The organism is Bifidobacterium sp. B4142 (assembly GCF_026537325.1).
In the GTDB taxonomy this organism is placed as follows: Bacteria; Actinomycetota; Actinomycetes; order Actinomycetales; family Bifidobacteriaceae; genus Bombiscardovia.
Genome location: NZ_JAFNMJ010000002.1, coordinates 224,559 through 239,915 on the forward strand (window position 1 = coordinate 224,559; position 15,357 = coordinate 239,915).

The window sequence follows — 15,357 nt, forward strand, 5'->3', positions numbered from 1 at the left end:
GGATGGCACAATAGGGGGTGTGGCAGATACCAGCGAGCTCGAAAGCAGAAAACGTCAATTCGAGGCCCTGGCCATGCCTGCGGTGGATGTGCTTTACCGACAGGCCATGCGCCTGACCAACAACCCCGACGACGCCCAGGATCTGGTCCAGGACACTTTCGAGCGCGGCTTCAAGGCCTTCGACCGCTTCCAGCCCGGCAGCAACTTCGAAGCCTGGATGACCACCATCGAGCGCAACGCCTATTTCAACCAGTACCACAAGGCCAAGCGGCGCCCCCAGAGGGCCAACGACTCTACCGGCGAGTACAACGACTGGGACATCTATTCAGCCTCGGAGCATGGGTCCGAGGGGCTCAAATCCGCCGAGCAGGAATACATGGAGACCTTCGCTCCTGAGGAGATCATGGCCGCCTTGGACCGGCTCAGTCCGGAACGCCGGCGGGTCTTCATCGACGCCGCCATCGACGGCAAGAGCTACCAGCAGGTGGCCGACGAGGAGGGCATCAAGATCGGCACGGTCATGAGCCGGCTGAACCGGGCGCGCTCGCAGCTGCGTCAGGAGCTGGAGCGGTATGCCCAGGAGCGTGGCTACCAGCAGGGGCGTGGGGCTGCGGGCAAGCCCTCAGCGGAACAACATGGCGCTGGTGCTGCCAGGCCTAGTATAAAAAAAGAGATCAGCAGCAAGGGGCACTGAGGGCCTCCGAAGATCGGATACCAGGAAGCGGGCAGGAGCATGGACGGACGCGTGGAGATGAGTCACTACGCCTACGATGACGGCGTCACCGTCAGAGTGTCCCACGCCAGCCTGCGCATCTATCAGGATGCCTCCTGCGTGGATCCCAGCGACAGCTTCGACCCGGAATCATGCTGCGACGATCGGGAGCGCATGGTCATCGAGGAGCTGCGCCGGTATCTGCGCCCCGAATGCGCACCGGACTGTCTGCTGGATCGGCTCAAGCACATGTTCGATCAAATGGATGAACTGGAGCAGGGGACACCGAATCGCAATACAGACAAGTAGATCCAGCCGGTTTCTTGCCAGAGCAGAGGTTCTGTCCACCCACCCAGGCTCTTGCAGAAATCATGGTCATGCGTATGCAGCCATGGTTTTTTACGTATATATGCAAAAACCCCGGCACCGTTGGTGCCGGGGCAGACGATCAGGTGTTCGGCCTCTTGCCGTGGTTGGCGGCCTTCTTGCGGCGATCCCTGCGCTTGCGTCCGCGCATGCCCATGATTGGACTCCTTTGCTACTGATGAACCTATAAACCTTGCCGATTATCGCACACCGGGCTGACCTTTGTCGACGGGCCAGACAGCTCAGACCTCTTGTGCCCGGTATCCCACCTGGGTGGTGTAGACGGCGGCAGGCTGAAGAATCACCAGATTCCGGCCTGTCCGAAAAGCGTTGGCGTAGGCGGTCATGGGCTCCACGGCAACGCCGGCCGGACGCATGCCAGCGTCGAAGCCGGTCCCGGTGCATACCTGCCATGAAGTGATGGTCTCATCGCCCCAGAGCTGAATGCGGATGCCGTCCGGCCGGGTGAACCAGGCCGAGCAGGTGCCGTCATCGTCCCGCTCCACATCGGTCCAGGCATCGTCGAAGTCCGCATCCTCGCCCAGCACAGAACCCTGGCGCAGATCGGTTCGTCCCTGGACGGGTTCGGTGCCGGTGGGCAGCAGCCTGTCCGGATCGACCACCACGTGAGTGCGGCAGGGGATGGACAGGGTGCAGGGGGCGTTGTCCTTCTGGACCTGGTCCCCGACGCCCCGCTTGCCATTGGCCAGCCAGGGGTGGATGCCGAAGGCCCAGGGTGCAGCCTCGTCGCCTAGGTTCAGGGCCCGGGTGGTCATGGTCAGCCCCTGGTCGTCCAGGGCGTAGGTGACGCTGACCACCACGTCGAAGGGGTATCCGGCCATGTCGGGCACCCGCCAGGAGAGGCTGACGGAGTCCTCGGACAGAACCTGCAGGTGCCAGTAGGCCCGGTAGCCGTATCCGTGAATAGCGGTGTTCCGGTCATGCTCGTCAATGGGCAAGGTGTAGGTGTGGCCTTGGAATTCGTAGGTGCCGTCCTCAATCCGGTTAGGGAAGGGGACCAGCACGTTCCCGTTGCTGCAGGGTACGGTTCCATCCGAGTCAAAGGAGGCCAGCAGGTCCTTTCCCCGGTATTTCAGAACCCGCAGTATGGCACCCAGCTCCGTCACCACCGCTTCGTAGTCCCCGTGACGGATGCTGTACTGCTGTCCTGTCCGGGGCAGGGCCCCGCCCATCATTTCGTTCGTATGCATGCTCCCACTTCCATAGTGCCGTTGATGCTTGGTACGCCACCATCCTAGCGCCTCAGTGGTCTTGGCTTCTTGGTGAAAGAGTGGCGTATGGACTACCGGGGGCTGTCCAGGCTTTCTACCATGGACCTGCAGCGTCCGGAACCGTCCGGATTGACATCGATAAGGAGCGGCAGTGGCAGGATTTCGGACCACCGTGTGCGGACAGCCGACCCTGCAGGGGCATGGGCGGGTCATCCTTGCTAATCCGCGCGGATTCTGCGCGGGGGTGGACCGAGCCATCCAGACTGTGCAGACCATCCTGGATGCAGACAACCCTCGCCAGGATCAGGGTTTGCCTCCGGTATACGTGCGCCGGCAGATAGTCCATAACCGGCATGTGGTTGAAGACCTGTCACGGCGGGGGGCCGTGTTCGTGGATGAGCTGGACCAGATTCCCGACCAGGCCGTTCGTGCCGGAGTGCCCGTGGTCTTCTCGGCCCATGGAATCGCCCCCTCGGTCGTCAAGGAGGCCCGGCGGCGGGGGATGCGCGTGGTCGATGCCTCATGCCCTCTGGTCAGCAAGGTCCACCGGGAGGTCCAGCGCTTCGTTCGCGACGGCTACTCGATCATCTACATAGGCCACCGTGGGCACGACGAGGCTGTGGGAGTCATGGGGGAGGCCCCGGACCGGGTTCACCTGGTCGAGCATGAGGCTGATATTAAGGCCTTGGATTTTGGGCCCGACACCCCGCTGGTCATGCTGACCCAGACCACCCTGAGCCTTGATGAGACCGCCGACCTGGGTGCAGCCCTGCGTCGACGCTTCCCCTGGATGGAGGAGCCGCCGGGTTCCGACATCTGCTATGCCACTCAGAACAGGCAGCAGGCTGTCAAGCTGGTGGCCGGCCAGGCGGACTGCATGGTTGTGGTGGGCTCGGCCAATTCCTCCAATTCGGTGCGTCTGGTCGAGGTGGCCCGTCAGGCTCTGGAGACGCGGTTTCCTGGTCAAGGCGGGCAGAGGGCCCACCGGGTCGACGATGCCGGCGAACTGGACCCGACTTGGCTGCAGGACATGGATTCGGTCGGGCTCACTTCGGGTGCTTCGGTTCCCGAAGACCTGGTTCAGGGGGTGCTGGAGACTCTGGCTTCCCGAGGGTTTTCCCAGGTGACCCGAGCCCGGGCGGTCGACGAGCATATGCGCTTCGTCCTGCCTGCCGCCTTGCGCTCCGCCCGGGCAACCAGGAAAGTTCCACAGCCGCAGGGCCAGGCCCAGCGCTAAAAACTCTCAGTCGGCGGCTAGAGGTGCGGTTTTGGCTTTGAGGACACGTATCAGATCCCTCGGGTCCAGCCCCAGGCTGATGCCGCGCTTGCCGCCGGAGACCATGATGGTGTCAAACTCTAGAGCGCCCTGGTCCAGCACTGTCAGGTGCTGGGTGCGTTGCCCGAAGGGCGAAATGCCGCCCAGGACGTATCCGCTCTCTCGCTCGGCCTGGGCTTTGTCGGCCATGCGGGCCTTCTTGGCGCCCACGGCTGCTGCCAGGTGTTTGAGGTTCAGATGGCCAGTAACTGGAACAATGCCGATAACCCGTTCCTTGCCCGTGTCGGCCATCAGGGTCTTGTAAACTGTGCGCGGGTCCAGGCCCAGCTTTTTGGCGGCCTCGATGCCGTACCCCTGGTCCATGTGGTCGGCGCTGTGATGGTACTCATGGATGGTGAAGGGGACTCCCAGACGCTCCAGCTGGGCCATGGCCGGGGTCGCGGCATCCGAGTCCGGCCGCTTCTTCTTGCTCATGACTCCATGTTAAGGTACTGACCGTTTAGGTAGGCTGAGGGGGTGTTTTTGGCGCCCTTGCGTGGAAAGGATCGTCCATGACCGCTGTCAATGCCTGGCTGCTTGATGCGGTGACTGGTGGCTGGGGGCTGGCTGTGCTGTTCCTGGCCGCCTTCCTGGATGCGCTGATCATTCCCATACCCACGGAACTCATGGTTCTGGCTACGGCTTCAGCCTTTCGAGCCTCGGGACGACCCCTGCCCGTCCTGGTCTTTCTGGTATGCGCCCTGGCCTTTGCGGGCGGCGATGCTTGCGCTTATGAGCTGGGGCGGCTGGTCCCGCTGAACCGTCTGGCCGTCTTCCGCGGTGCCGCAGGCAAGGCTGTGGCTTCATGGGCACACCGGGCCCTGCTCCAGGGAGGAGGCTTCTTCACTCTGGCCTCGCGGTTCGTGCCCTCGGGCAGGACCGTGGTCAATCTGACTGCCGGGGTGGCGCGATATCCGCTCAGCCGTTACCTGCCTCTGGCTGCTCTAGCCGGTCTGCTCTGGTCCGTCTACATGTGGACCTTGGGGTATCTGGCATCCTCCTGGCTGAAGAACAACCCTTTGGCCGTCATGGCCATCGGTTTTCTGGTGGGCATGGTCATCGGCCTGGTCTGCGACTTGGCCATGCGGGCGCTTACCCGGAGGCGCTGACTACGACAAGGGGCCCGTCCCCGCATGGGAACGGACCCGAAATCGCTATGGCCGGAGAAACCGGTCTGATGCTCATTCGCCCAGTTCGGCGAAGTAGAGCAGGGTGCGGATCATGTTGCTGGTGAACCCGTACTCGTTGTCGTAGAAGGCGACGGTGCGGACCAATTGATCATCGCCGTGGGTGTTGACGTCAGTCTGGGTGGCGTCAAAGACACCGCCGTGAGTGTCGCCGATCACATCCGAGGAGACGATGCCCTCGTCGTTGTAGCCGTAATAATCGGTGCCCTCGAAGGCCTTCTTGGCCGCAGCGTTGATCTCGTCGACGGTGACCTTCTTGTCCAGGACGGTGGTCAGCTCGGTGACGGAGCCGGAGGGGACAGCCACACGCTGGGCATGTCCCTGCAGCTTGCCGTCCACAGAGGGGACGACCTTGCCGATGGCCTTGGCGGCGCCGGTGGAATGCTCAATGGTATTGATCGCTGCAGCGCGTGTGTTGCGGGGCTTGTTGCCCTTGGGGCCGTCCAGCAGCATCTGTGAGCCGGTATAGGCATGGATGGTGGTCATGTAGCCGATGCGGATGCCGAAATTGTCATCCAGCATCTTGACCATGGCGGCCATGGAGCCTGTCGTGCAGGAGCCTGCCGAGATGATCTTGTCAGAGGCCTTCAGGGTCTCCTGGTTGACTCCGTATACGACGGTAGGGGTGGTATCGTCCTTGGCAGGGGCGGAGATCAGAACCTTCTTGGCGCCTGCGTTCAGATGGGCCTGGGACTTCTCGGCCGAGGTGTAGAAGCCGGTGCACTCCAGCACGTAGTCCACGCCGTCGTTCTTGACCCAGGGGATGTTGTTGGCATCCTTCTCGGCGTAGACCGGGTACGCCTTGCCGTCCACCACAATGGCGGTGTCGGTGGAGGTGACCGAAACCGGTGTGCCGTCGTCGTGGCGGAAGTTGCCCTGGGTGCTGTCATACTTGAGCAAATAGGCCAGAATGGCCGGGGTGGTCAGATCGTTGATGGCGGCCACCTCGATGTTGGAGGCGTCGCCGCCGCGGGCCTGGAGCTCAAAGATGCGCCGGAAGGCCAGACGACCGATACGTCCGAATCCGTTGATGCCAATCTTTACTGTCATTCAATTCTCCCTTGGAGATTGGCCGTATACAGCACAAAAAATACCGGACCGTATATGGCCGATTACTGATAACATCTCATAGTTTATAGAACCCTGTGTACTTATAGCAAGCGATTACACTGGTTATGCAAAGGAAAAAACGAACAAACAAAATGGTAGGTTTTGTTGTTTGTTTGCACAACAAAACGATCAGGAATTGTGAGGATTTTCGTTCGTATCAGCCAGCCAATCCTCCCACTGCTGCTGACGGAATCCAACCAAAACATGCCGGCCATCCAGCAGGATGGGACGCTTGACCAGCATGCCGTCGGTCGACAGCAGCTGCAGAGTCTGCTCCGTGTCCATCTGCGGCAGGCGTTTGCTCAGTCCCTGGCTGCGATAAGCCTGGCCTGAGGTGTTGAAGAATCGCCGGACGGGCAGGCCGCTCATGTCCAGCCAGGTGGTGAGTTCCTCCTGGGTGGGGCGGTCCTCCTTGATGTCTCTCTCGGTGAAGTCCACATTGTGGTCACGCAGCCAGGTGCGGGCCTTGGCGCAGGTGGAGCAGCGGCTGTAGCAGATGAAGAGCGGGTGCCGGGCTGTCGGGGTCGCTGACTGCGTGGTTGAAGCAGCTGTCATGTATTTTCCTTTCCAAATGGAGTTCCAGGTCAAGAGAGGCTCAGGCCAGTCGCCGGGAGGGCCGGGTCTCCAGGGAGCCCAGGTCAGCCTTGGCTTCCAGGCTGGTGATCCAGACCGGCTCGGGCGCCGAGATGGGGTAGGTGACGAACACGGTTCCCTGCTTCAGGGCTATGTGGGCCGGTCTGCCGGGCAGGAACTCGTTACTGACGCCGGTTACCTGCTGGTTGGTCATGGTCATGCCATCCGTCTGGTATTTGAGGCCCTGCTCGACCACGTCCAGAGCCTGGTCGCCGGCAGCCAGGACGGAGACCATGGACCTGGGCGGGCAGTTCCAGGAGGGGAAGTCCAGGCTTCCAGGCCCAAGGGCAGTGACCAGCATTCCCTGGCCCCAGAGTTCGGCCCGGCCCCCGCTTGCGGCAATCAGATGGATCAGGTTCAGGTTGGCCAGCGTGTGGTCCATGCGTCCGCCCAGGCCGCCATATATAAGGAATCGTCGGCAGCCCCGCCGCCAGCCCACCTTGACCGCAGCCAGCAGGTCCGTGTCGTCCTTTTCGGCAGGCAGGACCCGGCGGGGGATGTCTGTACGCAGCTTTCGGCTACCGGCGGGCAGGGAGTCGAAGTCGCCCACGACCAGTTCGGGCTCGTCCCCGTGCTCCAGGGCCGGCTCCAGTCCGCCGTCCGCCGCGATGACCAGGGCCTGTCCGCCGCGCGCCATCTCTTGTCCGAAGTACTGTCCGGCACCCCAGATACGGCAGAGCGGCGCCTGGACAGTCTCGCCCGACTGACCGTCATCCTGCATGAGAGTCTTCTTTCTGCGCTTGTCCCTTGGAGGCGCCTCCATCATCCCAGACCAGCCAGACCGACCAGGAAGGTCAGCCACCCCTGTACCAAGGCCATGTAGGTCAGGGTCCCGCAGGCGATGCTGACCATCATGTTCCGCCAGCGCAGGTGGACCAGGGTCGTGACCAGCAGAGCCAGGGCTTCATAGATCCCGTGGTCGCCTCCGACCAGGTGGGTGTGCCGGAGCGAATAGACCACCAGCAGTCCCATGACGGCGGCGGGCAACAGTCGCCCCAGTCTGGTCACCAGGGCCGGCGGCCGACGCCCCTCCGGCCAGATGATGAAGGGCAGGAATCTGGTGGCCATGGTTCCCAGGACCACAATGCCTATGGTGATCAGTTGCTGCGTGGTGGTCATGAGGCCTCCCTCTGGCTGTGGAAGTCCAAGAGGATGAAGATGGCCAGGATGACCACCATGGACGGGATGATGAACCGGTCGGGCCCGAAGACCAGCAGGCAGGCCAGTGAGGCTAGCAGACCAATTATGGCGGGCAGGCGGGCCTCGGCCTGCCGCCACTGCTCCAGAAAGAGGACCAGGAACATGGCGGTCAGGACGAAATCCAGCCCCTTGGTGTCGAAGTTGGCCAGGTTGCCCAGCACAGCGCCCAGGGTGGCGCCCCCCACCCAGTAGATCTGGTTGAGCAGGGTGACGAAGAAGAGGTACCAGCCCTTGTCGGTCCCATCCGGGTGAGGATCGGCGGATTCCAGGGCGAAGGTCTCATCGCACATGCCGAAAATCAGATAGGGCTTCTTCCGGCCCGTCCCTCGAAAGACCGGCAGCATGGCCAGGCCGTAGAAGAGGTGCCGTGCATTGACCATCAGGGTCAGCATCAGTGCGCCCCAGGGATTGAAGGTGGACATGAGCAGGTCCACGGTCACGAACTCCATGGATCCGGCGTAGATCAAGGCGCTCATGGCCAGCGGATAGATCACAGGGAATCCACGGCTGGTCATCAAAAAACCGTAGGAGATCCCCAGCACCAGGAAACCGGCCATGATGGGCAGAGTCCGTGGGAAGGCCGCGGCTAGGGAGCCCAGGATGGTCCCGGAAGGCTTCGCGACTTCGCCTGCCTCTTCCTGCGTCGTCTGCATGACCTTCCTCCTGACGTCGTTTCGAAGATGGTCAGCAATGATAATCGCCCTTTGCTCCGCAGATGCAGGCTGGTCGACAATGTGAAAAGGCTGTCAAGAGGCGAGAGAGGCGGAATAGGCGCTCTCCCGCTCCTGTTGAATGCGGAGACATGCACCGGCATGTGAGGAGGAATCATGGACAAGAACAAGATTTCGACCAACAACCCGGCCACGGTCGTCCTGGCGGGGGGATGCTTCTGGGGTATTGAGCGGTTCTTCCAGGAGGTGGACGGGATTATCGACACCCAGGTGGGATACGCCCAGTCCACAGTGCCCAACCCCAGCTATGAGCAGGTCTGCAGCGGTGTCACCGACGCCGTGGAGAGCGTGCGACTGACCTATGATCCTCAGACGGTCAGTCTGCGAACCCTGACCCTGCTTCTGCTGGATCTGATCGACCCCTTCTCGGTGGATCGGCAGGGCAACGACCGGGGCAGGCAGTATCGCAGCGGCCTTTACTGGGATCCCGAGCATCGCGAGCAGGAGGAGCCCGTCTTCCGGCGCGCCCTGGAGGAGCTGGAGCACAGGACCGGCCGTCATCCCGCTGTGCAGGTGGAGGCCCTGATCAATTTCTACCCGGCTGAGGAGTCCCACCAGCACTACCTGCTCAAGAACCCCGGCGGATACTGCCACATCCCTCTGGAGGCCATCGCTAACGCCGCCTCCCGCCAGCGCTACATCGAGCGCATATGGTCCCTGGACCCTGAAAGCTACGAGGTCACCCAGCACTCGGCCACCGAACGGCCCTTCACCAACGCCTACGACGGGGAATTCCGTCCGGGCATCTATGTGGACGTGGTCAGCGGGCAGCCGCTCTTCTCCTCGGCGGATAAGTACGACTCGGGCTGCGGCTGGCCGGCATTCACCAAGCCCATCGATCCCGACCTGCTGGTCAACCGCAAGGACTACAAGCTGCTGGGCCGGCCCCGGATCGAGGTACGGACGGCACAGACCGGCATCCATCTGGGACATGTTTTCGACGACGGTCCGACTGACCGTGGCGGGCAGCGCTACTGCATGAACTCTGCCGCCCTGCGGTTCGTGCCGCGGGACCGGATGGAACAGGAGGGCTACGGAGACTACCTGCCCCTGGTAGACCGAGCCGGTCGTTGACCGTTCTGCCTCCAGTGACGCGCCGGAGCTTCTCACCCATGGGGTTCCGGCGTAGTCCACATATAAGTGAGGCCCGTCTGTTTCCTGTTGCCCTTTTGGGCTATTGTGGACTGCTGGTGGATCGATAAGGAGTCATGCCAATGTGCGGAATTGCTGGGTTCGTCAACGACACCTCTGCCGAGGAAAAAACGGCCGTGCTCAAGCGGATGACGGACATCATTGCCCACCGAGGCCCCGACAATGAGGGGCATTTCGTTGATGGGCGGGTGGCTCTGGGTTTTCGGCGCCTGAGCATCATCGACCTGCAGGGCGGCGACCAGCCCATCTTCAACGAGGACTCCTCCCTGGCCATCACCATGAACGGGGAGATCTACAACTACCGTGAACTGCGCCGCCAGCTGATCGACCTGGGACATACCTTCTCCACCGAGTCCGACACCGAGGTCATCCTGCATGGCTACGAGCAGTGGGGTCACGAGGTGGTCAACCGCCTGCGCGGCATGTTTGCCTTCGTCATCTGGGACCGGGGACGCGGCGAGCTGTTCGGGGCCCGGGACCACTTCGGCATCAAGCCCTTCTATTACGCCCGGATGGGCGGCACCTTCATGTACGCTTCGGAGATCAAGAGCCTCCTGCAGCATCCGGACTTCCACAAGGAGCTCAACACCCAGGCCCTGCGTCCCTACATGACCTTCCAGTATCCGGCGCTTCCCGAGACCTTCTTCAAGGGCGTATTCAAGCTTCCCGAGGGCCATTGGTTCACCTTCCGGGACGGGAAGATGGACATCCACCAGTATTACGACCCGGCCTTTGGCGAGAGCAAGCAGGATCTGAAGGACCTGGTCGACTCCATCGACCAGACCGTCCAGGATTCGGTCAAGGCCCACCAGGTGGCCGATGTGGAGGTGGGCTCCTTCCTCTCCTCCGGGGTGGACTCCAGCTATGTCGCAGCCCTGGCACGCCCCCGGCACACCTATTCAATCGGCTTCGGCAAGGGGACCTACAACGAGTCCGACCAGGCCGGCGAGCTGGCCTCCATACTCAAGCTCAACAACACCACCGAGTCCCTGGACGGCGACCAGGCCTTCAGCTACTTCCCGCAGATTCAGTGGTACATGGACGAACCTGACTCCAACCCCTCCTGTGTGCCGCTCTTCTTCCTTTCCGAGCTGGCCAGCCGGGACCTGCGCGTGGTCCTGAGCGGGGAGGGCGCCGACGAGCTCTTCGCGGGCTACGTAGACTACGGCGTGCATACGCGCTCGCGCATCATCAAGGATGTCACCCGCCTCCTGGGGCGGCTGCCACGCAAGGCCCGGTATGCCATCGGACGCTGGGCCAAGGGCAAGCACTTCCACGGGGCCTGGCACCTGTATGCCAATCTGGCCCCCGCCGAGGAGAGCTTCATCGGCCAGGCCAAGGTCTTCGACGAGGACGAGGCCGGCAGGCTGCTCAAGCCGGCCTACCGCAAGGCCCCCCGTGTCTCTGAGATCACTGGACGAATCTATGCCCGGCTCAAGGGGCGCAGCCTGTCCGAGCTCAAGAAGAAGCAGTACCTGGACATGCATCAGTGGATGCCCGGGGACATCCTGCTCAAGGCCGACAAGATGACCATGGCCCACTCCCTGGAGCTGCGGGTGCCACTCCTGGACTGCAAGCTGATGGATGTGGCCGAGAAAGTGCCCACCAAATATCTGATCACTGATCAGAACACCAAGTTCGCCTTCCGCAAGGCTGCCGACCGCCATATTCCCCGGGAATGGTCCGCCAGGGAGAAGCTGGGCTTCCCTGTGCCCATCCGGGACTGGCTGCATCAGGAGCGTTACTACCGGCTGGTCCGTAGCATGTTCGAGCAGGACTGGGTGTCCGAGTTCTTCGACCAGGAGGCCCTGCTGCGCATGCTGGACGACAACTACGCCAAGCGCAACGACGCCCGTCGCAAGATCTGGACCGTCTACTCCTTCCTGACCTGGTATGACGTCTATTTCATCCACGACGGGACCAAACCAGAGCTTCAAGATCTCGGAAAATAAGGCGATACCCCTGAAACAGCTTCAAAGAGCTGGGTAGAAGGTATCATTTAATCGTTTTACACCCTGATGTTGCCAGAAGCAGGATGGCGGATGCCGCTGAACTCTATTGGGTGCACGGCATGAAAGTTGCAGCCGTGGCAAGAGAGCTGGATGTGTCCACGTCAACTGTCTCGCGTCTGCTGTCTGAGGCGAAACGTCGCCACATCATCGAGTTCACCGTTAATCGGCAGGAGGGCTCAGCGCTCGATCCGAGGCATCACCTTGAAGAGATGTTCATATCCACGCAGTTGTTGTGGGTCCTGTTGAGATATCGGATGCTATCAGGCGAAGGGTTGCCGTAGGGGATGCCACTCAATAGCAGATTTGGAAGATGGTGCATTCCCATATGGTCATCGGGGTTGCGTGGGGTCGTACGACAGAATCTCTTTCCTTCAGCTGATACTGAAGCATCTATCGGGTGTTGAGATTCTGCAGCCTCATGGTTTCGGGAATATGCTTTCCTTTGGGGGAAATTATTTTACTCAAATTCTCACTCCCTTTGGCACCGCATATGACGCTCAAGTTCATTTGTTCCCTGCCCTTGCCATCTTCGATTACAGTGAAACTCGTGAGTTGATGTGGAAAGAGACCAGCATTCGTCAGATGCTGGAATTGCGCCGTTCCTTGGATCTGATCATAACCTTTGCCGGCACTCCGTATGAGGCCACGCCCAGTCCTTTGTTTAGTTCGGGAGTGCTGTCCCGTCATGATCGCGAAGAGCTCAACCGTGAGCATGTAGTGGGGGGACGCGACCCACCTTCTACTGCAGCGACGGCAGCACATCTGTTCCGGCAGTAGGCGGGATTGCTCCACACACAAATACAGGCGTGCATTGTGGCATGGTCTGAATCGTGGTGGATTTTATGGGCTGATTGACCTGCTCGATGCGAACCATATCCAAATGCCTGGCTGTTCATACAGCATGTTTTTCATTTATTCATATACCAATGAATACCTAATAAATGAAAAAATACCCACAATATTTGGTTTTTCATACTGGATATCGCTATTAATGCATAAATTGTTCGCTTCTGACGGGTGTTTTGCTATTGCTGAAAGTGCCATAGGGGATGGCGATGTCCTGAAGCGGATCTGAAAAACAGAAGAGCTTAGTGTCATGCTCCTGGGCTCGCTACCTTTCCGGGTGAAGAGCTCGGGGACAGAGAGGACTGCGCACGATGACGTGTCAGAATGACGATGTCGGTGAATTTGCAGCCGAATCGATCAGAGGATTCGTCCAGGCCAATTCCGGGTACGTCAAAGCATGCCCGGGTGGCGTGATCTGTTCTGCACGTTCCAGGAATAATCAGTTTGCGCTGGTAATCGTAGGAGGCATGGGACACTATCCGGCATTCGCGGGACTCGTAGGGCCGGGCATGGCTCAGCCGACCTTACTAGGCAATATATTCGCATCTCCGTCCACCAGGCAGGTTGTTGACGTTTGCCGTAGAGCCGATCAAGGGTGAGGCATAATTCGCATCTTCGGTGACCGCGAGGGAGATCGACTGAATTTCAACCAAGCTGCACGTATGCTTCATGCTGAAGGCCATGATGTACGAGTTCTGCCGGTTAACGATGACCTGTATTCCTCCCTTCTAGATCGAATCCAGGATCACCGAGGCATAGCGGGTGATATGGCGGCTTTCAAAATCGCTGGAGCCGTTTGTGCGGCGGGAATGGACCTGGATCCTGTGGAAGCCTTGGCCATACGTGCCAATGCTTGCACACGAAGCTTGGGTGTTGCATTTTGCGTGTGCAAACTGTCCGGGTCTGACAAATTAGTGTTCAGAGTCCCTGAGGGCCGTATGTCGCTAGGGCTCGGAATTCAAGGAGAGCCTGGAAACAGTCAAACAGATCGGCCAACTATCGGCGGTTTGGCGGATATGCTGGTCCGATGTCTTATGGATGAAAGAACCGAGGACCGCAGATGCATGGGACGCATGTGGCTCCCATCTTTAACGGCTTGGGCGCTCTTAAGTCTGATGACCTTTTGCGGTATACGATGCTGTCCAGCGACGTTTGCCACAGCTGGGTGTGCGACTGATCCAGCCTCTGATGGGGGAGTTTTTTGCACCAGTTTTGATACGAGCGGATTGACGCTGTCCTTGTGCTGGCTGGATAAGGACTTGGAGCCTTTTTGGTGTGCTTCCGCTGAGACACCGGCTTTGCCTCTGGGCGATCGTACAGATGCAAATCAGACGGATATAGATGCTGAAGTGTCTGTACAGGAGGATGGTCCGACTGAGAGAGAACAGCAGGCCGCTCCGGAGTCAAAACAGGCTGCTCAAAGCATGGCCAGAATCATGCTGACTGTGATGCAATGCGTTGTCGACACTGTGGATTATTTAGGACGAATAGATACGGTGACGGGTGACGGGGATCATGGACTCGGCATGCAGCGCGGCGCTGGAGCAGAGTCAAAAGCTGCAAATGAAGCAATTGCAACTGGGCCCGGTTACCGAACTGTATTGAAGGAAGCGGCTGAAGCTTGGGCTCATAAGGCAGACGGCATATAAGGAGCGCTCTGAGGCGAATTGCTGACATCCCTGGCAGGTCATCCTCCGATTCATCGAGACCCAGCAATGCGGAGGTTGAAGAGGGCTGGCGCGACGCTGATAAGCAGCTTATCGAGTTTGGCGGGGCAAAACCGGGAGACAAGACCATGATCAATGCCATGCATCCTTTTGTGAAAGCTTTTACGTGCTGCGAAGAATCGCTAACAAATACTTGGAGTCATGCTGCAGAAGGTGCTCGCCAGTGGGCTCTGAGGAGACAGCCGATATGCTTCCAAGAAGGGTCGTGCGAAAGCCCATGGCGGCAAGGATCTGGATACTCCAGACCCAGAAGCGGTCTCATTCGCTATGATTGTCCAGCCGTAAGTCCCGTACTGAACGATTCGGCCAGCGAAGAACAGTGCAATGCCGACAAGGTAGTGCTTTCAGGAGCGTAGCCATGAGATCAATAAGCCAGTGATCGCCGTTTGCTTGAATAGGGAGCCTCTGCAAGGAGCGGACGGTAGATCCATAACCAAGGTCGACCCAAGCGATTGGATCAAGGTTTTCACAGCGATAGCAGGTGCCTGTTCCCATCACGCCGAACTGTCGGTTGCTTTCTACATTGCCTGCGCCATGGGATCAAGCAGGGTCAATCCCTGGTCGTCAAAAGCTTACCGACGGTCAGGTGAAAAGGATCGACAACGGATGTCATCTGCTTCCCTGACTGTTCGACGTGCCCCGGCATCCTCACGGTTCCGAGGCCGTCTTTTGGTCATACATTCAAGGAAAGAGTGTCATGCTTCCAGTTCTCGGCGGCATTGTCGCCATTGTTGTTTTAATAGTTTTGATTGTACACTGCAAATTGCATTCCTTTGTGGCGCTCATCAACTCATCTTTGGGCCTTGGTTTGATCAATGGCCTGGGCACGGAGAAGCCCGTCAAATCCTTCGTTGCCTCACGTCGGAGGTGACCCTGTCGGTCACTGTCTGTCCGTGCTTTAGTTCCTTGGAGGACTCCTGCGTGGTCACCGTAGGCTGGAAGTCCCTGCGCACCTGAAATTCTATATTGGATGTTTGTGTATCCGGATCTTTGCCGGCAAATATTTTGCTCTGGAGAGTTATTTATCGCACCCAGGGGGACCTTCCACCAAATTTGTACATTAGTAATACCGTTTCCTATGGCAGCCCAAGCAATGTGCTCCTCCTGCCCATTGGTAACGCCAGAAATAGTATT

18 protein-coding genes and 1 pseudogene are annotated in these 15,357 nt (G+C 59.7%); 11 read left to right on the forward strand and 8 right to left on the reverse strand.

Going from position 1 to position 15,357, the window contains the following annotated elements; translation table 11 throughout:
* Positions 1-73: 73 nt before the first annotated feature.
* Both J3U06_RS05400 and J3U06_RS05405 read left to right on the forward strand, forming a co-directional pair.
* Positions 74-694, forward strand: a complete 621-nt coding sequence (locus J3U06_RS05400; protein WP_220237384.1) for a sigma-70 family RNA polymerase sigma factor — start codon at positions 74-76, stop codon at positions 692-694.
* A gap of 39 nt (positions 695-733) precedes the next feature.
* On the forward strand, positions 734-1,021 hold the full coding sequence (locus J3U06_RS05405; protein WP_267431462.1) for a hypothetical protein: 288 nt from the start codon (positions 734-736) through the stop codon (positions 1,019-1,021).
* Between the two features lie 139 nt (positions 1,022-1,160).
* On the opposite strand, the gene J3U06_RS09400 is transcribed toward J3U06_RS05405, so the two are convergent.
* Both J3U06_RS09400 and J3U06_RS05410 read right to left on the reverse strand, forming a co-directional pair.
* Positions 1,161-1,235 (reverse strand): 50S ribosomal protein bL37, encoded by a 75-nt coding sequence (locus J3U06_RS09400; protein WP_099327425.1) that lies wholly within the window; start codon positions 1,233-1,235, stop codon positions 1,161-1,163.
* Between the two features lie 85 nt (positions 1,236-1,320).
* Positions 1,321-2,289 carry an aldose 1-epimerase family protein gene (locus J3U06_RS05410; RefSeq protein ID WP_267444551.1) on the reverse strand — a complete coding sequence of 323 codons (969 nt, stop codon included), beginning with the start codon at positions 2,287-2,289 and terminating at the stop codon, positions 1,321-1,323.
* 172 nt (positions 2,290-2,461) lie between these two features.
* On the opposite strand from J3U06_RS05410, the gene J3U06_RS05415 reads away from it, so the two are divergent.
* The gene (locus tag J3U06_RS05415) at positions 2,462-3,547 is read left to right on the forward strand and encodes a 4-hydroxy-3-methylbut-2-enyl diphosphate reductase (protein WP_267401216.1); all 1,086 of its coding nucleotides are present in this window, start codon (positions 2,462-2,464) and stop codon (positions 3,545-3,547) included.
* Between the two features lie 6 nt (positions 3,548-3,553).
* On the opposite strand, the gene ybaK is transcribed toward J3U06_RS05415, so the two are convergent.
* Positions 3,554-4,060, reverse strand: coding sequence for a Cys-tRNA(Pro) deacylase (gene ybaK, locus J3U06_RS05420; protein WP_267401215.1), 507 nt, complete (start codon positions 4,058-4,060; stop codon positions 3,554-3,556).
* Positions 4,061-4,137: 77 nt separating this feature from the next.
* Between ybaK and J3U06_RS05425 the strand changes: the two genes are divergently transcribed.
* Positions 4,138-4,734 (forward strand): DedA family protein, encoded by a 597-nt coding sequence (locus J3U06_RS05425; RefSeq protein WP_267444552.1) that lies wholly within the window; start codon positions 4,138-4,140, stop codon positions 4,732-4,734.
* A 72-nt stretch (positions 4,735-4,806) separates the two neighbouring features.
* Here the strand turns inward: J3U06_RS05425 and gap are convergent, their stop codons facing one another.
* From gap to J3U06_RS05450, 5 genes are all read right to left on the reverse strand, one after another.
* Positions 4,807-5,862 carry a type I glyceraldehyde-3-phosphate dehydrogenase gene (gap, locus tag J3U06_RS05430; RefSeq protein WP_267444553.1) on the reverse strand — a complete coding sequence of 352 codons (1,056 nt, stop codon included), beginning with the start codon at positions 5,860-5,862 and terminating at the stop codon, positions 4,807-4,809.
* 189 nt (positions 5,863-6,051) lie between these two features.
* The gene (locus J3U06_RS05435) at positions 6,052-6,477 is read right to left on the reverse strand and encodes an arsenate reductase family protein (protein WP_267444554.1); all 426 of its coding nucleotides are present in this window, start codon (positions 6,475-6,477) and stop codon (positions 6,052-6,054) included.
* A 40-nt stretch (positions 6,478-6,517) separates the two neighbouring features.
* Positions 6,518-7,276, reverse strand: a complete 759-nt coding sequence (locus tag J3U06_RS05440; RefSeq protein ID WP_267401211.1) for a thiamine diphosphokinase — start codon at positions 7,274-7,276, stop codon at positions 6,518-6,520.
* Between the two features lie 41 nt (positions 7,277-7,317).
* On the reverse strand, positions 7,318-7,674 hold the full coding sequence (locus J3U06_RS05445) for a branched-chain amino acid transporter permease (RefSeq protein ID WP_267444555.1): 357 nt from the start codon (positions 7,672-7,674) through the stop codon (positions 7,318-7,320).
* Positions 7,671-8,408, reverse strand: a complete 738-nt coding sequence (locus tag J3U06_RS05450; protein ID WP_267401209.1) for an AzlC family ABC transporter permease — start codon at positions 8,406-8,408, stop codon at positions 7,671-7,673. Before J3U06_RS05450 ends, J3U06_RS05445 begins: the two co-directional genes overlap by 4 nt.
* Positions 8,409-8,582: 174 nt before the next feature.
* Here J3U06_RS05450 and msrB point away from each other — a divergent pair, with 174 nt between their 5' ends.
* The 7 genes and pseudogenes from msrB (at position 8,583) to J3U06_RS09415 (ending at position 15,094) form a co-directional block, all read left to right on the forward strand.
* Positions 8,583-9,560, forward strand: a complete 978-nt coding sequence (gene msrB / locus J3U06_RS05455) for a peptide-methionine (R)-S-oxide reductase MsrB (RefSeq protein ID WP_267444556.1) — start codon at positions 8,583-8,585, stop codon at positions 9,558-9,560.
* A 140-nt stretch (positions 9,561-9,700) separates the two neighbouring features.
* Positions 9,701-11,590, forward strand: coding sequence for an asparagine synthase (glutamine-hydrolyzing) (gene asnB / locus J3U06_RS05460; protein WP_267444557.1), 1,890 nt, complete (start codon positions 9,701-9,703; stop codon positions 11,588-11,590).
* A gap of 83 nt (positions 11,591-11,673) precedes the next feature.
* On the forward strand, positions 11,674-11,931 hold the full coding sequence (locus J3U06_RS05465) for a hypothetical protein (protein ID WP_267444558.1): 258 nt from the start codon (positions 11,674-11,676) through the stop codon (positions 11,929-11,931).
* 22 nt (positions 11,932-11,953) lie between these two features.
* Positions 11,954-12,427, forward strand: coding sequence for a sugar-binding domain-containing protein (locus J3U06_RS05470; protein ID WP_267444559.1), 474 nt, complete (start codon positions 11,954-11,956; stop codon positions 12,425-12,427).
* 380 nt (positions 12,428-12,807) lie between these two features.
* Positions 12,808-14,145 (forward strand): annotated as a pseudogene (locus J3U06_RS09405) (dihydroxyacetone kinase subunit DhaK).
* A gap of 26 nt (positions 14,146-14,171) precedes the next feature.
* Complete coding sequence (locus tag J3U06_RS09410) at positions 14,172-14,579, forward strand: DAK2 domain-containing protein (RefSeq protein ID WP_416378940.1); 408 nt, start codon at positions 14,172-14,174, stop codon at positions 14,577-14,579.
* Positions 14,580-14,920: 341 nt separating this feature from the next.
* A complete protein-coding gene (locus tag J3U06_RS09415; protein ID WP_416378935.1) occupies positions 14,921-15,094 on the forward strand; it encodes a hypothetical protein in 174 nt (57 codons plus the stop codon).
* The last annotated feature ends 263 nt before the right edge of the window (positions 15,095-15,357 follow it).

What these genes read in the sequence shown, in the direction of transcription:
- J3U06_RS05410 (WP_267444551.1), bottom strand. Translation starts at nt 2,289, where the DNA reads ATGCATACGAACGAAATGATGGGCGGGGCCCTGCCCCGGACAGGACAG.
- J3U06_RS05435 (WP_267444554.1), bottom strand. Translation starts at nt 6,477, where the DNA reads ATGACAGCTGCTTCAACCACGCAGTCAGCGACCCCGACAGCCCGGCAC.
- J3U06_RS05405 (WP_267431462.1), top strand. Translation starts at nt 734, where the DNA reads ATGGACGGACGCGTGGAGATGAGTCACTACGCCTACGATGACGGCGTC.
- J3U06_RS09415 (WP_416378935.1), top strand. Translation starts at nt 14,921, where the DNA reads ATGCTTCCAGTTCTCGGCGGCATTGTCGCCATTGTTGTTTTAATAGTT.
- ybaK (WP_267401215.1), bottom strand. Translation starts at nt 4,060, where the DNA reads ATGAGCAAGAAGAAGCGGCCGGACTCGGATGCCGCGACCCCGGCCATG.
- asnB (WP_267444557.1), top strand. Translation starts at nt 9,701, where the DNA reads ATGTGCGGAATTGCTGGGTTCGTCAACGACACCTCTGCCGAGGAAAAA.
- J3U06_RS05425 (WP_267444552.1), top strand. Translation starts at nt 4,138, where the DNA reads ATGACCGCTGTCAATGCCTGGCTGCTTGATGCGGTGACTGGTGGCTGG.
- J3U06_RS05465 (WP_267444558.1), top strand. Translation starts at nt 11,674, where the DNA reads ATGGCGGATGCCGCTGAACTCTATTGGGTGCACGGCATGAAAGTTGCA.
- gap (WP_267444553.1), bottom strand. Translation starts at nt 5,862, where the DNA reads ATGACAGTAAAGATTGGCATCAACGGATTCGGACGTATCGGTCGTCTG.
- msrB (WP_267444556.1), top strand. Translation starts at nt 8,583, where the DNA reads ATGGACAAGAACAAGATTTCGACCAACAACCCGGCCACGGTCGTCCTG.
- J3U06_RS05400 (WP_220237384.1), top strand. Translation starts at nt 74, where the DNA reads ATGCCTGCGGTGGATGTGCTTTACCGACAGGCCATGCGCCTGACCAAC.
- J3U06_RS05450 (WP_267401209.1), bottom strand. Translation starts at nt 8,408, where the DNA reads ATGCAGACGACGCAGGAAGAGGCAGGCGAAGTCGCGAAGCCTTCCGGG.
- J3U06_RS05445 (WP_267444555.1), bottom strand. Translation starts at nt 7,674, where the DNA reads ATGACCACCACGCAGCAACTGATCACCATAGGCATTGTGGTCCTGGGA.
- J3U06_RS05440 (WP_267401211.1), bottom strand. Translation starts at nt 7,276, where the DNA reads ATGCAGGATGACGGTCAGTCGGGCGAGACTGTCCAGGCGCCGCTCTGC.